The sequence below is a fragment of the Mesorhizobium sp. LNJC394B00 genome, assembly GCF_000502555.1.
Classification (GTDB): domain Bacteria; phylum Pseudomonadota; class Alphaproteobacteria; order Rhizobiales; family Rhizobiaceae; genus Mesorhizobium.
Genome location: NZ_AYWH01000009.1, coordinates 64646 through 84763, shown reverse-complemented (window position 1 = coordinate 84763; position 20118 = coordinate 64646). Strand labels below are relative to the sequence as shown.

18 protein-coding genes and 1 tRNA gene are annotated in these 20118 nt (G+C 63.9%); 11 read left to right on the top strand and 8 right to left on the bottom strand.

Annotated features, from left to right (window positions below; all coding sequences use genetic code 11):
- Positions 1-60 precede the first annotated feature (60 nt).
- Positions 61-831, bottom strand: coding sequence for an ABC transporter substrate-binding protein (locus X751_RS139830; RefSeq protein WP_023700430.1), 771 nt, complete (start codon positions 829-831; stop codon positions 61-63).
- Positions 832-1085: 254 nt separating this feature from the next.
- On the opposite strand from X751_RS139830, the gene X751_RS139835 reads away from it, so the two are divergent.
- Positions 1086-1976 carry an SGNH/GDSL hydrolase family protein gene (locus tag X751_RS139835; protein ID WP_023689203.1) on the top strand — a complete coding sequence of 297 codons (891 nt, stop codon included), beginning with the start codon at positions 1086-1088 and terminating at the stop codon, positions 1974-1976.
- Between the two features lie 22 nt (positions 1977-1998).
- Here X751_RS139835 and X751_RS139840 read toward each other — a convergent pair whose 3' ends face one another.
- The gene (locus X751_RS139840; RefSeq protein ID WP_023700429.1) at positions 1999-3681 is read right to left on the bottom strand and encodes a hydantoinase B/oxoprolinase family protein; all 1683 of its coding nucleotides are present in this window, start codon (positions 3679-3681) and stop codon (positions 1999-2001) included.
- Between the two features lies 1 nt (position 3682).
- Positions 3683-5767, bottom strand: coding sequence for a hydantoinase/oxoprolinase family protein (locus X751_RS139845; RefSeq protein WP_023745839.1), 2085 nt, complete (start codon positions 5765-5767; stop codon positions 3683-3685).
- 219 nt (positions 5768-5986) lie between these two features.
- Between X751_RS139845 and X751_RS139850 the strand changes: the two genes are divergently transcribed.
- The 5 genes from X751_RS139850 (at position 5987) to X751_RS139870 (ending at position 12698) form a co-directional block, all read left to right on the top strand.
- Positions 5987-6814, top strand: a complete 828-nt coding sequence (locus X751_RS139850) for a ferredoxin--NADP reductase (RefSeq protein WP_023700427.1) — start codon at positions 5987-5989, stop codon at positions 6812-6814.
- A gap of 218 nt (positions 6815-7032) precedes the next feature.
- On the top strand, positions 7033-8082 hold the full coding sequence (deoC, locus tag X751_RS139855) for a deoxyribose-phosphate aldolase (protein WP_023703681.1): 1050 nt from the start codon (positions 7033-7035) through the stop codon (positions 8080-8082).
- A 226-nt stretch (positions 8083-8308) separates the two neighbouring features.
- Positions 8309-10681 carry an aldehyde dehydrogenase family protein gene (locus X751_RS139860; protein WP_023745838.1) on the top strand — a complete coding sequence of 791 codons (2373 nt, stop codon included), beginning with the start codon at positions 8309-8311 and terminating at the stop codon, positions 10679-10681.
- 293 nt (positions 10682-10974) lie between these two features.
- Complete coding sequence (locus X751_RS139865) at positions 10975-11706, top strand: SDR family oxidoreductase (RefSeq protein WP_023745837.1); 732 nt, start codon at positions 10975-10977, stop codon at positions 11704-11706.
- A gap of 146 nt (positions 11707-11852) precedes the next feature.
- Positions 11853-12698, top strand: a complete 846-nt coding sequence (locus X751_RS139870) for a fumarylacetoacetate hydrolase family protein (protein ID WP_023729743.1) — start codon at positions 11853-11855, stop codon at positions 12696-12698.
- A gap of 81 nt (positions 12699-12779) precedes the next feature.
- Here the strand turns inward: X751_RS139870 and X751_RS139875 are convergent, their stop codons facing one another.
- Together X751_RS139875 and X751_RS1000000167585 are read right to left on the bottom strand one after the other, a co-directional pair.
- Positions 12780-13799 (bottom strand): LLM class flavin-dependent oxidoreductase, encoded by a 1020-nt coding sequence (locus X751_RS139875; protein WP_023745836.1) that lies wholly within the window; start codon positions 13797-13799, stop codon positions 12780-12782.
- 82 nt (positions 13800-13881) lie between these two features.
- Positions 13882-14079: a hypothetical protein gene (locus X751_RS1000000167585; RefSeq protein WP_155923261.1), complete on the bottom strand. Its 198-nt coding sequence runs from the start codon at positions 14077-14079 to the stop codon at positions 13882-13884.
- A 60-nt stretch (positions 14080-14139) separates the two neighbouring features.
- Here X751_RS1000000167585 and msuE point away from each other — a divergent pair, with 60 nt between their 5' ends.
- From msuE to X751_RS139900, 5 genes are read left to right on the top strand one after another with little or no spacing between them, the layout of a single operon-like run.
- Positions 14140-14697 (top strand): FMN reductase, encoded by a 558-nt coding sequence (msuE, locus tag X751_RS139880; protein ID WP_023683545.1) that lies wholly within the window; start codon positions 14140-14142, stop codon positions 14695-14697.
- A 58-nt stretch (positions 14698-14755) separates the two neighbouring features.
- Positions 14756-16132 (top strand): LLM class flavin-dependent oxidoreductase, encoded by a 1377-nt coding sequence (locus tag X751_RS139885; protein ID WP_023745835.1) that lies wholly within the window; start codon positions 14756-14758, stop codon positions 16130-16132.
- Between the two features lie 24 nt (positions 16133-16156).
- A complete protein-coding gene (locus X751_RS139890) occupies positions 16157-17005 on the top strand; it encodes an ABC transporter permease (protein WP_023683543.1) in 849 nt (282 codons plus the stop codon).
- A gap of 40 nt (positions 17006-17045) precedes the next feature.
- The gene (locus X751_RS139895; RefSeq protein WP_023671310.1) at positions 17046-18044 is read left to right on the top strand and encodes an ABC transporter substrate-binding protein; all 999 of its coding nucleotides are present in this window, start codon (positions 17046-17048) and stop codon (positions 18042-18044) included.
- Between the two features lie 24 nt (positions 18045-18068).
- A complete protein-coding gene (locus X751_RS139900) occupies positions 18069-18833 on the top strand; it encodes an ABC transporter ATP-binding protein (protein WP_023683542.1) in 765 nt (254 codons plus the stop codon).
- A gap of 49 nt (positions 18834-18882) precedes the next feature.
- Here X751_RS139900 and X751_RS0134050 read toward each other — a convergent pair whose 3' ends face one another.
- The 3 genes from X751_RS0134050 to X751_RS139910 form a co-directional block, all read right to left on the bottom strand.
- Positions 18883-19218, bottom strand: a complete 336-nt coding sequence (locus X751_RS0134050) for a hypothetical protein (RefSeq protein ID WP_245259937.1) — start codon at positions 19216-19218, stop codon at positions 18883-18885.
- Positions 19219-19365: 147 nt separating this feature from the next.
- A tRNA-Ala gene (locus tag X751_RS139905) sits at positions 19366-19441 on the bottom strand.
- A 173-nt stretch (positions 19442-19614) separates the two neighbouring features.
- Positions 19615-20007 carry a TIGR02300 family protein gene (locus X751_RS139910; protein ID WP_023671313.1) on the bottom strand — a complete coding sequence of 131 codons (393 nt, stop codon included), beginning with the start codon at positions 20005-20007 and terminating at the stop codon, positions 19615-19617.
- Positions 20008-20118 lie beyond the last annotated feature (111 nt).

Genomic DNA, 20118 nt, shown 5'->3' with positions numbered 1-20118 from the left:
CGTCATCTCATGAAAACGGCAGCGCCTGATGGCGCTGCCGAGGTAGGAGCGGTGAAGGGGTTAACTTCCGTAGACGTCGAACAAGAAGTATTTGTCGTTGATTTCCTTGTACTTGCCGTTGGCACGCAGGGCGTCGATGGCGGCATTGAACTTGTCGGCCAGTTCCTTGTTGCCCTTTTGCAGGGCGATGCCGACGCCGGGTCCATGAATGGCCGGATCGGCGGCCAGCGTGCCGAGCAATTTGCAGCAGGCGCCATCGGGCTTCTTCAGCCATTCGGTCAGGATGATCGAGCCGTCCATCATCGCGTCCAGCCGGCCATTGGCCATGTCGGTGCGGGCGTCGTCGCCGGTCGGATAGGCCTTGACGGTCGAGCCGGAGTATTTCTTCTCGGCGAAATTCTGGTGGATGGTGGCGCTCTGCACGCCCAGCACCTTGCCCTTCAGATCGTCAGGCGACGTGCCTGCAATGGTCGAATCCTTCGGCACGGCGATGGCCGGTGGCGTCTGGTAATATTTGTGGGTGAACTCGACCTTCTCGGCCCGTTCCGGCGTGATGGTGATGTTGATGATGGCGTCGAACTTGCCGGCCTGCAGCGCCGGAATGGAACCATCGAAATCCTGTACGGAGAATTCGCACTCGGCCTTCATCTCGGCACACAGCGCCTTGCCGAGGTCGATGTCGAAGCCGCCCAGCGTGCCGTCCGAATTGGCATAGTTGAAGGGCGGATAGGCGCCCTCGGTCCCGATCCTGAGTTTCTCGGCGGAGGCAGCACCGGTCCCAAGCAGCAGGGCGGCGGAAGCGGCAAGCACGAAACGACCGAAAAGACGCATGTTCCTGATCTCCGTTGACTAAGCAATTCCAGGGAAGGTGTTGGCGGTTTCCCGTCCGGAATTGCGCGAAAACAAGGATAGAAGTCTATGGTCTTTTGCAGGCCCCACGGAGACGGAAACGACATGCTCTGCGGCGATCACGGCGTGGCAAGCCGTCCTTCCCCAGGAATCTTACTGTGATCTAAATTACAGACCGATCATGGACATGGGCGCATGCTCAGCTGGAAGTAGACGGTCGTGGGAGGGACCTGGGGATGGACCAGCAGGAATTCGTGCAGGAAGCCGCGCAGCGGCGCATAGACGACGACATCGCCAAGCGCATCAGGGTTCACCAGGCCAACATCGAGCGGCTCGAAACCGCAAGGGAAAGTGCCGGCAATCTCGAGGCGGCCGTCGCCAACCGGCCGCTGGTGATGCTGGCGCAGGGCGATTCCTGGTTCGACTATCCGCTCACCGGGAACGGATTTCCGTTCGTCGACACCGATGTGATCGCGCAGCTGCGCCGCATCGGCTCGATGCCGCCGACCATCCTCAACCTTGCCCATCATGGCGATGCGGCGACCGACGAGATGTCGCTGCCCAAGCAGCAGCGCATGATCGCCGCCCTGCGCAACAAGGCCAACTGGCTGGACGGCAAGCCCGATGCCATCCTGTTCTCTGCCGGTGGCAACGACATTGCCGGCGACCAGTTCTGCATCTTCCTCGACTTCAATGACGGCCACGCCCCCGGGCTGAACAAGAACCGCTTCACCAAGGCGCTCGGCATGGTCGAGGCCTGCTATCTCGATTTGTTCGCGCTGCGCGACCGCGTCGCGCCAGGCGTGCCGATCTTTGGCCATTGCTATGATTTTCCGATCCCGAACGGAGCGCATCCGTCCTGTGTCGGCCCGTGGCTGAAACCGTCGCTCGATTTCTGCAACTGGACGGTCGCCAAGGGCACGGTCATCGTTCACGACGCGCTGGCGGCGTTCCGCGATGTGGTGAAGCGCCTGGCCGACGATCCCAACAACAATTTCCATCTGGTCGACACGCAGGGAACGTTGAAGGTGGCCGACTGGGCCAACGAACTGCATCCCGATCCCGCCGGCTTCAAGAAGATCGCGCAAAAATTCGCCGATGCGCTGAAGGCCAAGCTGCAGACCTGACGCGGCTCGGGCCTGTCGGCTGTCAGGTTCCGAACAGCTCTTTGGCTTGTTCAACGGTGTAGTAACCAAGCCTGATGTCTTCGGCGACCAGTTTCGGGTCGCGCTCACGCGGATCGCCATAGCCGCCGCCCCCGGGCGTGCCGACCCTCACGCGGTCGCCGGCCTTGAGCGCGATGTCCTGTTCCTTGGACAGATGCGGCGGCACATGTGCCTCGCCGTCGCGGAACACGGTCACCGTGTTCACCGCGCCGTCCTTGCCGCCGAGCGCGCCTTGCGGGCCGAAACGGCCATGGTCCATGACGAAGGACGCGCGCGCCTCTCCTCGCAATATCTCGACCTCATAGGCGAGGCCGAAGCCGCCGCGCTGCTTGCCGGCGCCGCCCGAGCCTTCGCGCAAGGCATAGTGGCGGTAGAGAACCGGAAAGGCCTGCTCCATGATCTCGACCGGCGGCGATTTCGAAATGCCGATGGTCGAGCAGCCATTGGTCAGGCCGTCATGGCCGGAATTGCCGCCATAGCCGCCGCCGGAGATCTGATACATCACATAGTCGCGGCCGCGCGCCGGATCGTTGCCGCCCAGCGCGAAATTGCCGCTGGAGCCGGCGGGCGCGGCCGTCACCTTTTCCGGCAGCGCCTGCACCATCGCCGCGAACACCGCCTCGGCGATGCGCTGCGAGACTTCAGCCGCACAGCCGGAGACGGGACGCGGGTATTTGGCGTCGAGGAACGTGCCTTCCGGCCGCTTGACGATCAGCGGCTCGAAAGCGCCGGCGCTGATCGGCACATCAGGGAAAATATGGCGCATGGCGAGATAGACCGACGACAATGTCGTCGCCAGCACGCTGTTCATCGGCCCGGCACAGGGTTTTGACGAACCTGTGAAATCGAAGGTCAGCGTATCGCCCTTCTTCTCCACCGCGAGCGCGATGGTCAGCGGCTCGTTGACCACGCCGTCCGAGTCGACAAAGGCCTTCGAGCTGTAGGTGCCGTCGGGAATGGCGGAGATGTTGGCGCGCATCTGCTCGGCGGCGCGGCGACGCAGTTCGGCGATCGCCCCGACGACGGTTTCGTCCCCGTAACGATCGAGGATTCCATTGAGCCGGTCCTGACCGATCAACAGTGCCGCGGCTTGCGCCCTTATATCGCCGATGCGCTGGTCGGCGACGCGGATGTTGGAGCAGATGATGGCGTAGATTTCGGTGTCGAGCACGCCCTTCTTGAACAGCTTGACCGGCGGCAGCCGCAGGCCTTCCTGCTCGACGGCTGTGGCGGAGGCGGAGAAGCCGCCCGGCACCGAGCCACCGATATCGGGCCAGTGGCCGGTATTCGATAGCCAGCAAAATATCTTGCCGTCGCGGTAGACTGGCATGGCGAAGCGCACGTCCATGAGATGCGTGCCGCCGAGATAGGGATCGTTGACGATGTAGATGTCGCCCGGCTCAGGCGGCAGGCAACGGCCGTCGGCGATCATCTCGATCACCGTTTTGGTCGAATACTGCATGACGCCGACGAACACCGGCAGGCCCTGGCTGCCTTGTGCGATCAACGAACCATCGACGGCCGAGTAGATGCCGTCGGAGCGGTCATTGGCCTCGGCGATGACAGGCGAGAAGGCAGCGCGGGAGAAAGTGAGATCCATCTCGTCGCAGACCTGCTGCAAGGCTGCCTGCAGGACCGAAAGCGTGATGGCGTCGAGCTTTTGCATCTCAGGCCTCGCCAATGTCGATGATGATGTTGCCGTCGGCGTCCGATCTTGCGCGGTCGCCGGGTTCGAGCACGGTGGTGGCGTCCATCTGTTCGAGGATCGCCGGCCCTTGGATAACGGCATCGAGCGGCAATTTTTCGCGTGCGTATATCGGCGTATCGTGCCAGCGTCCGGCATACCAGACCGGCCTTGTCTCGCGCAGCGCCTCGTCTAGCGTCTTTGTACGTCCGGCCGGGTCGATCAGCCGTGACAGGTCGATTGCCGGCCGCACGCCCGTCACCGACGTGTTGAGGTTGACCAGATTGGCGCGGATCTCCGGCAACTCGACCTTGAAGCGGGCGAAATAGGCTTTTTCGAACAGCGCCTGCAACTCCTGCCTTGTCACCGATGAAGACGGCAGCGCCACGTTGATGATGTGGGTCTGGCCGACGAACTGCATGTCGGCAGAGTGCGTAACGCGGATCGTTTCCGGCTTCACCGCTTCCTTGCCGATCAGTTCCTCGCCTTCCCCGCGGTGACGTTCCAGCACCTCGCGAAGCCGGGCTTCATCAAGCACGGCGACCGGCTGGTTGATGGTGTTGACGAAGTCATGGCGCAGATCGGCCACGACGCAGCCGAGCGCGTTGGTGATGCCCGGACGGGCCGGCACCAGCACGCGGGGCAGGCCGAGTTCGCGCGCCAGCGCGGTTGCATGCAGCGGCCCGGCGCCGCCGAAGGCGAACAGCGCGAAATCACGCGGATCATGGCCGCGCGACACCGAGACCAAGCGGATGGCGCCGGCCATTTTCATGTTGCCGAGCCGCAGGATTGCACCCGCCGCCTCGACGCCGGAGAGGCCGGTGGCCTTGCCTATTCTGTCTTCGAAGATGCCGGTGACGCGCTCGACGGTGACCGGATTTTCGACCGCCAGCAGTTTTTTCGGCGCCAGCCGTCCCAGCACCAGATTGGCATCGGTGATGGTCGGCTCCAAGCCGCCGCGGCCGTAGCAGATCGGACCGGGATTGGCGCCGGCACTTTCCGGGCCGATCTGGATCAGGCCGGCCGCATCAACGCGCGCGATCGAGCCGCCGCCGGCGCCGACCGTATGCACCGCCACCATCGGCACATGGATCGGCATCGCATATTCGATCTCGATCTCGTTGGAGACCGCCGGCTCGGCGTTGCGGATCAGCGCCACATCGGTCGAGGTGCCGCCCATGTCGTAGGTGACGAGGTTTTCAAAGCCGGCGCGCTTGCCCGTATAGGCGGCCGCGATGACACCCGAAGCCGGGCCTGACATCACGGTCTTGGCCGACTCGCGCGTGACGAAGCGGGCCGAGATCATGCCGCCATTGCCGTTCATGATCAGGAAGTCGCGGGCATAGCCCTTGGCAGCCAATTCCTTGCGCAGCCGCTCGACATAACGCTCGAGGATCGGCTGCACCGAGGCGTTCACCGCGGCGGTCACGCCGCGCTCGAATTCGCGGGCTTCCGACAGCAGCGCATGGCCAGTCGTGATGTAGCCGTTCGGCCAAAGCTCGGCGGCGATTTCGGCCGCGCGCCGCTCATGCGAAGGGTTGGCGTAGGAATGCAGGAAATGGATGACCAGGGACTCGCAGCCGGCCCCGATCAGCGTCTTCACGGCGTCGCGCATCTCGGCCTCGTCGAGCGGCGTGCGCACCGCGCCCGACGCCTCGACGCGCTCCGACACTTCGAGCCGGAGATCGCGCGGGATGATCGGAACGAAGCTTCCGGTCATGCCGTAGGGCTGCGGCCGTGTGCGGCGGCCAAGCTCGATCACGTCGCGAAAACCGCGCGTGGTGATCATGCCGGTTTTCGCCAGCCTGCGTTCCAGCACCGCATTGGTGGTGGTGGTCGTGCCATGCACGATGAGGTCGATGCCGTCTATGGCAAAGCCTGTGGCGCCCAGCGCTGAAACCACGCCGAACGCCTGGTTGTCGACCGTCGTCGGCGTCTTGGCGATATGCACCTTTCCGCCGTCATTTCCGTCGATCAAAATGAGGTCGGTGAAGGTTCCGCCAACATCGATGCCGGCAACGACGTCGCCTGCGGAATCCGGCTGCTTCACCGAAAAATTCTCTTTCATTGTCGAAATCCGAAATGGCGGAACTACGAATATGCCGCAGTTTGGAAAGCTGTTTTAGCGTGGTATCTTGACACAAATATCGTTTGTATACTAATAAATTTGGGACACAAGAGCTCACTGCTTTGGAGTGTGTGAACGGCTCGCCGGGACCTGAATGGTCTGGGCGCGCAGGAAACGGTTTGGCGCCCGCACAGGCGTGGGCAAGACAGAGTTGGATTGATGAACACCACATCCGCACTCAACACAGCCGGCGCCCGTCCGCTGCAGTTTCCGATTCCGGCCAATGTCTATGCCGAAACCGTCGTCTCGGTGAAGCATTACACCGACCGCCTGTTCTCGTTCCGCATCACCCGTCCGCAGTCGCTGCGCTTCCGCTCCGGCGAGTTCGTCATGATCGGGCTGCCCAATGCCGAAAAGCCGGTGTACCGCGCCTATTCGGTCGCCAGCCCGGCCTGGGACGAAGAGCTGGAATTCTTCTCGATCAAGGTGCCGGATGGTCCGCTGACCTCCGAACTGCAGAAGATCCAGGTCGGCGACACCGTCATCATGCGCCAGAAGTCGACCGGCACGCTGGTTGTCGACGCGCTGACCCCGGCAAAGCGCCTGTTCATGATCTCGACCGGCACCGGCATCGCGCCCTTCGCCAGCCTTCTGCGCGACCCCGATACCTACGAAAAATTCGATCAGGTCATCCTGACCCACACCTGCCGCGACAATGCCGAACTGACCTATGGCCAGGAACTGGTGGCCGCGCTCGAGAACGATCCCCTGATCGGCGAACTGACCGGCGGCCGCGTCACCCTCTACAATTCGACGACCCGCGAAGAATCGGCGCGCATGGGCCGCATCACGGCGCTGATCGGCTCGGGCAAGTTCTACGCCGACCTCGGCATCGAGAAGCTCAATCCGGAGACGGACCGCATCATGATCTGCGGCTCGATGCATATGCTGAAGGACGTCAAGGAAATGGCCGAAGGCCTCGGCTTCCATGAGGGCTCGCTCAGCCATCCCTCGACCTTCGTCGTCGAGCGCGCTTTCGTCGGCTGACATCAGCAGGCGCCTCGGCGCCTGCTTCTCGATTGGAATTTTGACCATGCGGTCAAAATTCAGCTGCTTTCGCCGCCTTTTTCCGCTATGACCGCTTGAAGGACTCGTGAAGCGATGCTTCACGGGCTATCTTCGGTGTGCGTCGCCTAAAGCCGCCGTGCGGTCCGGGAGCAACGACACGCACCACGACGTAAAATCGTCGAGCGAAAGGGCAGGAGATGAGCAGCACAATCCGCGAAGCCGATCTCGGCGCGTCCAAGGTCACGCCGCTGCCGGCGCGTGCCGCAGCCAACACGCCCGTTCCGCAATCGCATGGCATCGCCCGCAACACCGGCATGCGGCTCGATCTCGGCTTCATGGAATCGGTGCGCTCGGTCAATCGCTCGGCGCTGGAGCGCCGCGTCGCCAGCCTGACCAAGCGTCGTTCGATCAAGGCCGACAACCAGGCGGCATGGCTGCTGCGCGCCGTCTCCTGCATGGATTTGACGACGCTGAATTCCAACGACACCGAAGAGCGCGTGCGCCGCCTGTGCGCCAAGGCGATCAACCCGTTCCGCCGCGACATCGTCGAGGGGCTTGGCATCGAGGGCGAAAAAATCCGCCCGGCGGCGGTCTGCGTCTATCATCCATTCGTCGCGACGGCTGTTGATGCCGTGCGCGGCACCGGCATCCATGTCGCCGCCGTCTCCACCGCTTTCCCGCACGGCCTTGCGCCGCTGTCGACCCGCCTGCAGGAGATCGAGGCATCGGTGCGCGACGGCGCGGACGAGATCGACGTCGTCATCCCGCGCGGCCTGGTCTTCGGCGCCAAGTGGCAGGAGCTCTACAACGAGATCGTCTCGATGCGCGAAGCCTGCGGCGATGCGCATCTCAAGGTCATTCTCGGCACCGGCGACCTCGCCACGCTGCGAAATGTCATGCTAGCCTCGATGGTGGCGATGATGGCCGGCGCCGATTTCATCAAGACCTCGACCGGCAAGGAAAGCGTCAACGCCACGCTGCCCGTCGGCCTTGCCATGGTGCGCGCCATCCGAGCCTATTTCGAGGAGACCGGCTTTCTCATCGGCTTCAAGCCGGCCGGCGGCATCTCTACCGCCAAGGCCTCGCTCGACTGGCTGGTGCTGATGAAGGAGGAGCTCGGCCGGCCCTGGCTGGAGCCAGACCTGTTCCGCTTCGGCGCCTCGAGCCTCCTCACCGATATCGAGCGCCAGCTCGAGCATCATCTGACCGGGCATTATTCGGCCAATCACCGCCACGCAATGGCGTGAGGCGGATGAAGGCCTTGAACGTCGTGTTCCTTCGCGCCTCCCTCTGTCCTGCCGGACATCTCCCCCACTTGGGGGGAGATTGGCTAACGTCGGCGATTTCGCCAGTTGTCGACGTTTCAGAGCCGACAGGCGCGAAGGCTAATCTCCCTCCTTGTGGGGGAGATGTCCGGCAGGACAGAGGGGGGCGCCACAGAGCGCCTGCCAAGACGATTATCTGGAGCGCGTCATGAACATTCTCGAACGCTATCACGCCATGGAATACGGCCCGGCGCCGGAAGCCCGCACCGAGGCCGATGCCTGGCTTGCCGGACGCGATTTCGGCAAGGCGCTGTTCATCGACGGCGGCTGGAAGGCAGCAGGCGGCGGCAAGACCTTCGAGACCAGCGAACCCTCATCCGGCAAGCTGCTGGCCAAGATCTCCGATGCCGGCGCCGCCGATATCGACGCAGCCGTCGCCGCAGCCATCAGGGCCTTACCGAAATGGTCGGCATCCTCGGGCTACCAGCGCGCAAAAGTGCTTTACGCCATTGGCCGCGCGATGCAGCGTCATCAGCGCCTGTTCGCAGTGCTTGAGTCAATCGACAACGGCAAGCCGATCCGCGAAAGCCGCGACATCGACGTGCCGCTGGCCATCCGCCATTTCATCCATCATGCCGGCTGGGCACAGGCGCTGGACAAGGATTTCCCAGGCCATAAGGGTGTCGGCGTTGTCGGCCAGATCATCCCATGGAATTTCCCGCTGCTGATGCTGGCCTGGAAGGTTGCGCCGGCGCTCGCCGCCGGCTGCACGGTGGTGCTGAAGCCGGCCGAGTTCACGCCGCTCACCGCCATCCTGTTTGCCGAGATCTGCGAGCGTGCCGGCGTGCCCAAGGGCGTCGTCAACATCGTCCAGGGCGGGCCGGAAGCGGGCGTCGCCATCGTCAACCATCCCGGCATCCAGAAGATCGCCTTCACCGGCTCTTCGGAGGTCGGCAAGATCATCAGGAAAGCCACGGCTGGATCGGGCAAGAAGCTGTCATTGGAGCTTGGCGGCAAATCGGCCTTCATCGTCTTCGAGGACGCCGATCTCGACAGCGCCGTCGAAGGACTGGTCGACGGCATCTGGTTCAACCAGGGCCAGGTCTGCTGCGCAGGCTCGCGGCTTCTGGTGCAGGAAGGCATTGCCGACGCGTTGATCGCAAAGGTCAAGGTCAGGATGAGCCGGCTTCGCGTCGGCAGCCCGCTCGACAAGAACACCGATATCGGACCGCTGGTCGACGCCACACAGCTCGATCGCGTCAAGGGTCTGGTCGCCGAAGGCGCCAGACAGGGCGCCGTCTGCTGGCAGCCCGACGCGGTGCTGCCGTCTTCCGGCTACTACCACCTGCCGACGCTCGCCACCGGTGTTTCGCCGGCAAATATATTGGCGCAGCAAGAGGTGTTCGGTCCGGTTCTGGCCACCATGACCTTCCGCAACACCGAGGAAGCGGTCGAACTCGCCAACAACACGCGCTATGGGCTGGCCGCCTCGGTGTGGAGCGAAAACATCAATCTCGCGCTGCATGTCGCGCCGCAATTGAAGGCCGGCGTCGTCTGGATCAACGGCACCAACATGTTCGACGCCGCCTGCGGCTTCGGCGGCTATCGCGAAAGCGGCTTTGGCCGCGAGGGCGGGCGCGAGGGCATGTTCGAATATCTCTCGGCAAAACTGCCGCTTGGTCCCGTGATCAAGCCGGCGACCTCTTCGGCGCAGCCCGTCGAGCAATCGGATGGCGGCGCCATCGATCGTACGGCCAAACTGTTCATCGGCGGCAAGCAGGTGCGGCCCGATGGTAATTATTCGCTTTCTGTCGCCACTGCCAGGGGCAAGCTGGCCGGCGAAGTCGGTCTCGGCAGCCGCAAGGACATCCGCGACGCCGTTGCCGCCGCCTGCGCCTGCAAGGCCTGGACGGAAGCGACCGCCTACAACCGTTCCCAGGTGCTCTTTTATCTCGCCGAAAACCTGTCCGGCCGCACCGGCGAATTTACCGCACGCTTGTCCGAACTGACCGGCGCCAACGCCAAGGCCGCGCGGGAGGAAGTGGAACAATCGATCGAGCGCCTGTTCCTCTATGCCGGCCTTGCCGACAAGTATGAGGGCAGGGTGCATCAGCCACCGGCCCGCGCCGTCACGCTCGCTTTGCACGAGCCGGTCGGCGTCGTCGGCATCGTCGCCCCGGACAGCGCGCCGCTGCTCGGCTTGATCTCCCTGATCGCACCTGCGCTTGCCATGGGCAACACGGTGGTGGCCGTGCCGTCGGAAAAATACCCGCTGCTCGCCACCGATCTCTACCAGGTGATCCAATATTCCGACGTTCCGGCAGGCGCCATCAACATCGTCACCGGCCGCACGGCGGAGCTTGCCGGCGTGCTGGCCAAGCATGACGATGTCGACGGGCTCTGGCTGTTTGCCGATGCCGACACTTGCGCCAAAGCGGAGGCCGATTCCGTCGGCAATCTCAAGCGCGTCTGGACCGGCAACGGCCGCAGCCTCGACTGGGCGTCCGACGAGGCCGCCGGCGATGCCCTGCTGCGCCGCGCCGTCGAAGTGAAGAACGTCTGGGTGCCATACGGCGACTAATGCCGCCTGAAACGCGCTGTGCTTGAGCGAACCATGGCAGCGTCACTCGTTGCCCGGTTGTCATACATGTTGTTGCATCAGAGCAAGCGATGTGCATTACATCGGCCGTCGTGAAGGTGATTGCGTTCGGGCTTGACGCCCGGACGTGTGTTCTTTAACCAGAAAAAACATTTGTTATTTTGGACTGATGGATTGTGCAGGGCCGCATAGTCGCGCCTGTCTGGCACGGGACGCCCCGGTCAGCCGGCAGTAAATCGGGCCGAGAAGTGGCCAAAGAGGGCGAGGAGAAACGCATGGCGGATCTGGCAGGCAAGGTCGTTGTCGTCACCGCGGCGGCACAAGGCATCGGCAGAGCGAGCGCATTGGCCTTCGCCAAGGCAGGTGCCGTCGTGCACGCCACCGACATCAACGAGGCGCTGCTGGCCGAACTCGCCAAGACCTCCGGCATCAAGACCCGCAAGCTCGACGTTCTCAACGACGATGCGGTGGCATCCGGCTTCGCCGAAATCGGCCGCGTCGACGTGCTGTTCAACTGCGCCGGCTTCGTCCATTCCGGGTCCATCCTCGAGATGAAGGACGCCGATCTCGATTTCGCCTTCAACCTCAATGTCCGCGCCATGATCCGCACCATTCGGGCCGTACTGCCCGGCATGCTGGAGCGCGGCGATGGCTCGATCATCAACATGTCGTCCGTCGCCGGCGCCGGCAAGGGCGTGCCCAACCGCTTCGCCTATGGCGTCTCCAAGGCGGCCGTGATCGGTCTCACCAAGGCGGTTGCCGCGGACTATGTCGCCAAGGGCATTCGCTGCAACGCCATCTGCCCCGGCACCGTCGAGAGCCCGTCGCTGCAGGACCGCATGCATGCGCAGGGCGATTACGAGGCGGCCCGCGCAGCCTTCATTGCCCGCCAGCCGATGGGCCGTCTCGGCACGCCCGAGGAAATCGCCGACCTTGCCGTCTACCTCGCCGGCGCCACGTACACCTCGGGCCAGGCCTATAATATCGACGGCGGCTGGTCGATCTGAGCAATAGCCTCGATCCGCAGGTCCAGGCTCGAACAGTTCTAAAGTCCGGCTTGCCCTAGGTCGGGTCCGATAGCCAGAGTCCGCCCAGTCATCGCTTGGCGGAGCGAGTTTTGAAAACGGCCTTGGGCCGCAATTTGGAGAGCAAGATGAAACTGCTGCGCTATGGCGAGATAGGGAGCGAACGCCCCGGCCTGCTCGATGCGGATGGAACGATCCGCGATCTTTCGGGTCATGTCACCGACATTGCTGGCAAGGCGCTCGATCCGGCGTCGCTCGAGACATTGTCGAAGCTCGATCCGAACTCGCTGCCGGCGGTTTCCGGCAAGCCGCGCCTCGGCGCCTGCGTCGCCGGCACGGGCAAGTTCATCTGCATCGGCCTGAATTATTCCGACCATGCCGCCGAAACCGGCGCCACCGTGCCGCCGGAGCCGATCATCTTCATGAAGGCGAGCTCGGCCATTGTCGGCCCCGACGATGATGTGCTGATCCCGCGCGGCTCGGAAAAGACCGACTGGGAGGTTGAACTCGCCGTGGTCATCGGCAGAAAAGCCAAATATGTCAGCGAGGCCGATGCGCTGGATTATGTCGCCGGCTATGCCGTTGCCCATGACGTGTCCGAGCGCGCCTTCCAGGCCGAGCGCCAGGGCCAGTGGACCAAGGGCAAGAGCTGCGACACGTTTGGTCCGACCGGGCCGTGGCTTGTCACCAAGGACGAGGTTGCCGATCCGCAGAACCTCAAAATGTGGCTGACGGTCAACGGCAAGACGATGCAGAACGGCTCGACCAGGACCATGGTCTACGGCGTCGCCTATCTCGTTTCCTATCTCAGCCAGTTCATGTCGCTGCATCCTGGCGACATCATCTCCACCGGCACCCCGCCCGGCGTTGGGCTGGGCATGAAGCCGCCCGTGTTCCTGAAGCCCGGCGATGTGGTGGAACTGGGCATCGAGGGGCTAGGCCAGCAGAAGCAGACCTTCAAGGCGGATGCCTAGCCGCCTCTGCCCTTAGAGCGTTTCACCGTTTGCCGGCGAAACGGTCTATCTCTTTGTTTGCCGGGCGGCTGGCGCCTCTTGTCAGCGCCAGCCCAGAGCCGGCGCGACGTGCTTCAGGATCGCCTCGATGACGTGGGCGTTGTACTCGACGCCAAGCTGGTTGGGGACGGTCAGAAGCAGCGTGTCGGCCTCGGCGATCGCTTCGTCCTCTTTCAGCTGATCGATCAGCACATCGGGCTCCGCGGCATAGGAGCGGCCGAAGACGGCAAGCTTCTCAGGCTCGATATAGCCGAAATGATCTTCGCTGCTGCCGCCGCCGAAATAGGCGCGGTCGCGGTCGTTCACCAGCGCAAAGATGCTGCGGCTGACCGACACGCGCGGCTCGCGTGTGTGGTCGGCCGCCTTCCACGCCGCGCGATAGGCGCGGATCTGTTCGGCCTGCTGGATGTGGAGCGGCTGGCCGCCCTCATCGAACTTCAGCGTCGAACTTTGCAGGTTCATGCCGAGCTTGCCCGCCCATTCGGCGGTCGCGTTGGTAGCGGCGCCCCACCAGATCCGGTCGCGCAGGCCGGCCGAGAACGGCTCGAGCCGCAGCATTCCCGGAGGATTGGGGAACATCGGCCGCGGATTGGGTTGCGCGAAACCTTCGCCGCGCAGCACGTCCAGAAACACCTCGGCATGGTTGCGCGCCATGTCGGCATCGCTTTTGCCGTCCTGCGGCACGTAGCCGAAGTAGCGCCAGCCGTCGATCACCTGCTCCGGCGAACCGCGGCTGATGCCAAGCTGCAGCCGGCCACCGGCGATCAGGTCGGCAGCACCCGCATCCTCGGCCATATACAGCGGATTCTCATAGCGCATGTCGATGACGGCGGTGCCGATCTCGATGCGGCTGGTGCGGGCGCCGACCGCGGCCAGAAGCGGAAACGGCGAAGCGAGCTGGCGGGCAAAATGATGGACGCGGAAATAGGCGCCGTCCGCGCCCAGCTCCTCGGCGGCGACGGCCAGGTCGATCGACTGCAGCAGCGCGTCGGACGCCGAGCGCGTCTGCGATTGCGACGAGGGCGACCAATGGCCGAAGGAAAGAAAGCCGATCTTTTTCATGCGCGCATCCTGTTCTTTGATTCCAGTTGCCTACTTCGTCGCCCACGCGATCGGGTTCAATCGACACTCACACAACGCAGTGTCAATGCCGCCGGCCCTTGACGGTTTCGCAACGATACCCATCGGTGCGCAAAGGACCAAGGCCATGGTCCCCGGCGATGCCTTGCGCGACCGCGTCAGCATCTGCCGCGGCGCTTTTGGGGCCAAATGAACCAACCAAAGGCGATGTACCGCAAACTCCATTCGCTTCAGAGCCCGGTTTTGAAATCTTCTCGCTCATTTAATTCTACAAAATCGGTAGGCTTAATGCGGATAGTGCGTCTGCGAGAAGGAGCCTCGGATGTCAAAAAAGCTGGTGGTGGGGTTGTCCGGCAACCTGACCCGTCCGTCCAAGACGAAGGCATTCGTCAGCCACATCGCCGGTGAGGTGGCGAGCCGGGCCGGCTCGGCTTTGAGCGTTTTCGACATCGAGGATCTCGGCCCGTCCTTTGCGCCTGCAAGACAGCTTGGCGATCTCGATCCGGCGGCGCGCGGTATTATCGAGCAGCTGCTCGGCGCCGACGTGCTGGTGGTCGGCTCCCCGACCTTCAAGGGCAGCTACACCGGGCTGTTCAAGCACTTCTTCGACCTGCTCGACCCGTCGTCGCTGCGCGGCAAGCCGATCATCCTGGCGGCAACAGGCGGCGGCGAGCGTCATTCGCTAGTCGTCGAACACCAGTTGCGGCCGTTGTTCGGCTTCTTCGAGGCGCAGACCCTGCCGACCGCGATCTACGCCTCGGACAAGGACTTTGCAGATGGCGTGCTGGTGTCAGAGGCAGTCAAGGCGCGAGCCCGGCAGGCGGTCGCCGAGGCATGCCGGGTGGCCGGCGTGCCCTACAGCGTCGTCCTTGCCGCCTGAAAACCAACGATCCGCGACGCAACATTCCATCCCGCATAGACCAGAAGGACGCCTGCAAATGACTCGAGCCAGCAAGTCCGATAGCAGGCCGCGGCAGATCAAGCTCGGCGCTTTCCTGCCCGGCGGCGGGCAGCATATCGCCGCCTGGCGTCATCCCGATGCGCCGGCCGACGGGGCCACCAATTTCGAGTTCCACAAGCAACTGGCGCTGACCGCCGAGCGCGGCCTGTTCGACGCCTATTTCCTGGCCGACAACCTGACCGTCGGCCTCGGCGCCCGCGAGGGCGGCAATGCCAAGATCGCCGGTTTCGAGCCGGTGACGCTGTTTGCGGCGCTGGCGCCGCTGACGACGCATCTCGGCTTCATCGCAACGGCGTCCACCACTTATGAGGAGCCTTACACGCTGGCGCGCAAATTCGCTTCGCTCGACCTGTTGTCGAACGGCCGCGCCGGCTGGAACGTGGTGACCTCGGCCGGCGACGAAACGGCACGCAATTTCAACCGCGACGTCCAGCCCAGCCATGCCGAGCGCTATGCCAGGGCGCATGAGCATGTCGAGACGGTCAAGGCGCTGTGGGACAGCTGGGAGGATGACGCCTTCATCCGCGACAAGCAGTCGGGCCGTTTCTACGACAAGGACAGATTGCACGACATCGACCACAAGGGCGAGCATTTCAGCGTCAAGGGTCCGCTCAACGTGCCGCGCCCGGTGCAGGGGCATCCGGTTGTCGTACAAGCCGGGCAGTCGGAAGACGGACGCGGGCTTGCCGCGCACTCGGCCGAGGTCATCTTCACCGCCCATCAGAAGCTCGAGACGGCGCAGGAATTCTACCGCGACATCAAGGCGCGCGTGGCTGAAGTCGGCCGCGATCCCGACCAGGTGCTGATCATGCCGGGCGTCGCGCCCTTTGTCGGCCGCACCGAGGACGAGGCCCGCGCCAAATACCAACAGCTTAACGACCTTATCCTGCCCGAGGACGGTGTTGCGCTCCTCAACGGGCTGGCCGGCCAGACGCTCGACATCAGGGGCTATCCGCTCGACGGCCCGTTGCCGCCGAGCAAGGAAACCGAAGGCATGAAAAGCCGCCAGGCGCTGATCCGGCAGATTGCCGACGAGCACAATTTCAGCATCCGCCAGCTTTACCAATGGGTAGCGACGGCGCGCGGCCACTACGCCATCGTCGGCAGCGTCACGCAGGTCGCCGATCAGCTGGAGGAATGGTTCACCAGCGAGGCGGCCGACGGCTTCAACATCCTGCCGCCCTGGCTGCCCGGCGCGCTCGACGATTTCGTCGACCTGGTCATTCCCGAGCTGCAGCGGCGCGGCCTGTTCCGCACGGCTTACGAAGGCCGCACGCTGCGCGAGAATCTCGGCCTCAGGCGCCCGGAAAATCCATGGACCGTCGCCCGCTCGACCGTCCTTGCCGCCGAATGACCTTGGCATCGAAGGGGTGAAGCAATGACGTTGCAGCACATCGATCGGCAAATCACGGTTCGCCGCAGTGGTGGCGAAACCGGGCTCGGCACCGACTTTCTGCGCCTCGGCGGCCGGGCTGCTGTTCGCTTCCTGAAGCGCTACGGCGTGCTTGCCGGCTTCCTGGCGCTCTGGCAGGTGGCGAGCAGCGTCGGATGGGTCAACGCGGCGGTGCTGCCGCCGATCGACATGATCGTCGAAGCGCTCTGGAAGGGGCTTGCCGGCGGCAGCCTGCTCGGCGACATCGCCATCAGCCTGCAGCGCGCCGGCATCGCCTTTGCCGCAGCCGTCGCCGTCGCCATTCCGCTTGGCCTGTTCATGGGCCAGGTGCGCCCGGTCGAAACCGCGCTCGATCCGATCCTGCAGGTGTTCCGGCAGACCTCTGCACTGGCGCTCTATCCGGTGTTCATCCTGCTCTTGGGACTTGGCGAGACCTCGAAGATCTTCGTCATCTTCTGGGCGACGCTGTTTCCGCTGCTGCTCAACACCACCAGCGGCGTCAAGGAAGTCGATCCCAAGCTGCTTGAAATGGCGCGCGTCTATGGTGCGAGCCGGCTCACCGTGTTTCGCCGCGTCGTACTGCCGGGCGCCGTGCCGTCGATCTTCGTCGGCTTGCGGCTGAGCGCCACCACGGCGCTGCTGCTGCTGATCGCGTCCGAGATGATCGGTGCCAACAAGGGCATCGGCTTCCAGGTGATGAACGCGCAGTACAATTTCCAGATCCCGCTGATGTTTGCGGCAATCGTCATCCTCGCCGGGCTTGGCCTGATCGCCAACCAGGCATTGGTCACCCTGCAGCGGCGGCTCTGTCGCTGGAGCAATCCTGTCAACTGAGCAGTCCGCCCCTCACCGTTTACCTCACAAGGACCCGATCATGAAAATCACCCGCCGTTCGCTGCTTGCCGGCGCGCCGCTTGCCGCCGGCCTCATCGCCGCCGGCCTGCCGCGCCTGGCCTTTGCGCAAGCCGCAGCCGTCAAGTTCCGCTACCTCGCCAGCCGTGGCAGCATCTCCCCGCATGAGCTGGCCGACGAGCTCGGCTACTTCAAAGGGCTCGGCGTCGAGCTGGAGAATGTCGGCTATTCCTCGGGTGGACCGGAATCGCTGTTTGCGCTGTCTTCCGGCAGCGTCGACATCGGCTCGGCCGCCACCGCGGCGGTGATCAACTCGATCTCGGGCGGCAACGACTTCGTCGCGGCGTATCCGAGCAACGGTATCAACAAGGATGTGAAGAGCGTCTTCTACGTGCTGGAAGACAGCCCGATCAAATCGATCGCCGACATTGCCGGCAAGACCATCTCGGTCAACACGCTCGGCGCTCATCTCGACTATACGGTGCGTGAGGCCCTGCACAGCGTCGGCCTGCCGCCGACCGCCGCCAACCTCATTGTCGTGCCCGGCCCGCAGCTTGAGCAGACGCTGCGCTCGCGCCAGGTCGACATTGCCGGCCTCGGCTACTGGCAGGCGACCTTTGCCGGCGCGCTGGTCGCCAATGGCGGCGTGCGCGGCGTGTTCGACGACACGCAGGTGCTCGGCGAACTCGCCGGCGGCTTCGTCGTACTCAGGCGCGACTTCATTGCCGCCAACCCGGATGCGGCGCGCAACTTCGTCGAACAGTCGGCGCGCGCCTCGGACTGGTCGCGCCAGAACCCGGACGAAGCCCGCAAGGTGCTGGCCACTATCCTCGACAAGCGCGGTGAAAACGGCGATCTCGCCCGCTACTGGACCGGCTTTGGTCTGCGCGAAGGTGCGCAGGCGACCGACCGCGACATCGACTTCTGGGTCGCCGTGCTGGAGCGCGACGGCCGTCTGGCCAAGGGCAAGCTGAAAGCCGCCGACATTCTGTACCGGCCCGGCGAAACCAAGATCAACTGAGCTCTGAAATAGCTGAGAGATGAGATGACCGGTTCCAACCGCGGCGGGGAGGTCTCGATCCGCGACCTGTCCAAATCCTTCAGCCTCGGCGGGCGCCAGCTTGCCGTGCTGCGGACGCTCAACCTCGACATTCGTTCGGGGGAATGCCTGGTCATTGTCGGCGCCAGCGGCTCCGGCAAGACCACGCTGCTGCGTATTCTGGCCGGGCTGGAGGCGGCCGACAGCGGCGGTGTCGCGATCGACGGCCAGCCGGTGCATGGCGTCGGCGCCGAGCGTGCCGTGATCTTCCAGGAGCCGCGGCTGCTGCCGTGGCTGAGCGTGCTCGGCAATGTCGCGTTCGGCCTCGAAGTGCGCGGTGTTCCCAAGAGGCAGGCCGAGGAACGCGCCCGCTTCTACGTCGCCCTGGTCGGCCTTGCCGAATTCGCCGATGCTTTTCCGAGCCAGCTTTCCGGCGGCATGGCGCAGCGCGTCGGCATCGCCCGGGCGCTCACCGTGCAGCCCGAGATCCTCCTGCTCGACGAGCCGCTGGGGGCCCTGGACGCCATGACCAAGATCGGCATGCAGGAGGAACTGGCGCGCATCTGGAGCGAGGAGAACGTCACCATGGTGATGGTCACCCACGATCTGGAGGAGGCGATCTATCTGGCTGACCGGGTGCTGATCCTGCCCAAGGAGAAAGGCGGCGCGGCGCGGTTGATCGACATCGACCTGCCACGCCCGCGCGAGCGCAGCGAGAGCCGCTTCGTGCGCTACCGTGAAGAATTGCTGCGCGAATTCGGATTGCACTGATCAAGGGAAGGGGCCAGCCGTGGCTCCCCCGGAAGATTAGCTCTCGCGATTATTGCTTGGTGAACGTGCCCGTATAGGTTCGGTCGGCAAGCCCATAGGTGACGGCCAGCGTTCCGTCCGCCTGAATGACCGCGCTGACGTCCGCGCCATTGGGAAGGCGCCGCAGTTTCAACGTGTTGCCGAAAATCTTGCCTTCGCCATCGGCCACGCCCGGTTTGTTGTCGGCGACATCGCCCCAGGCATAGGTGGCGGTGACATTGCCGCCGCGCGTAATCGTCAGCACGGCGAGCTTGCCGTCATACATCCCGTCCAGCTGTCCGCCCCATATGCCGGAAAACGCGACATATTTGGCCGGGACGCCTTCGCCGGGCGGCATAACCCGCACGGATGGATCGAGGACCGCCGCACCATCAGGAGCAGAGATCGCGGCAGGCTCCATGGGCTGAGGTGCGGGCGGCGATGATGGTTCAGGCGCCGACTGGCAGGCGACAAGCATGAATGCCGCGAAACCGAGCGTCGGAAAGAGACTGTTTGGTGGAGCCAATCGGGATCGAACCGACGACCTCTTGAATGCCATTCAAGCGCTCTCCCAACTGAGCTATGGCCCCACTCCGGCAGTCAGCCGTCGCCGTTGCCGGCGAGAGGTCCGGCGCGGGTTTCAGGACCGCGCCGTTTAGTGCAGGCGGCTTCTAACCCCGCCTTCCCTGAAGATCAAGCCTTCGAGGGCCGCTTTTTCGTCATAGCCCGTGAACGCCGCTAAATGCATGCGTTCGAAGCGTTCTTAGACTTCGTCGTCGTCGTCGCCGACGCCGATCATGTCGGCGACATCGTCGTCTTCTTCCTCTTCGTCGGCAAGGAAAGTATCGTCCTCATCGTCGCCTAGATCGACATCGTCCTCGTCGTCGCCCAGGTCGGGAAGCTCGTCGCCGGCCTTGACGTCTTCGTCGGCCTCTTCAAGCGAGACGACTTCAACGCCTTCTTCTTCCTCGGCGTCCACTTCCTTCTCGGCCACTTCCTCTTCCTCTTCGAGGGCGGCGATCTTGCCGTCCTCGAAATAGGAACGCGGATACGTCTTGCCCGTATAGGGCGAGACGACAGGGTCCTTGTTCAGGTCGTAGAATTTTCGGCCCGTTTCAGGGTCGACACGCTTTGTGCCAAGTTCGTTTTTTGCCACGTCAAGCCTCGTCAGTAAAAGAGTGGTCCCCTTAACCACAGTTTACCGCGCTGTCAAAGCGAAAAGCCGGCGTCACAAAACCAAGCACTGAAAGGCCTCGCGCCAAGCGAC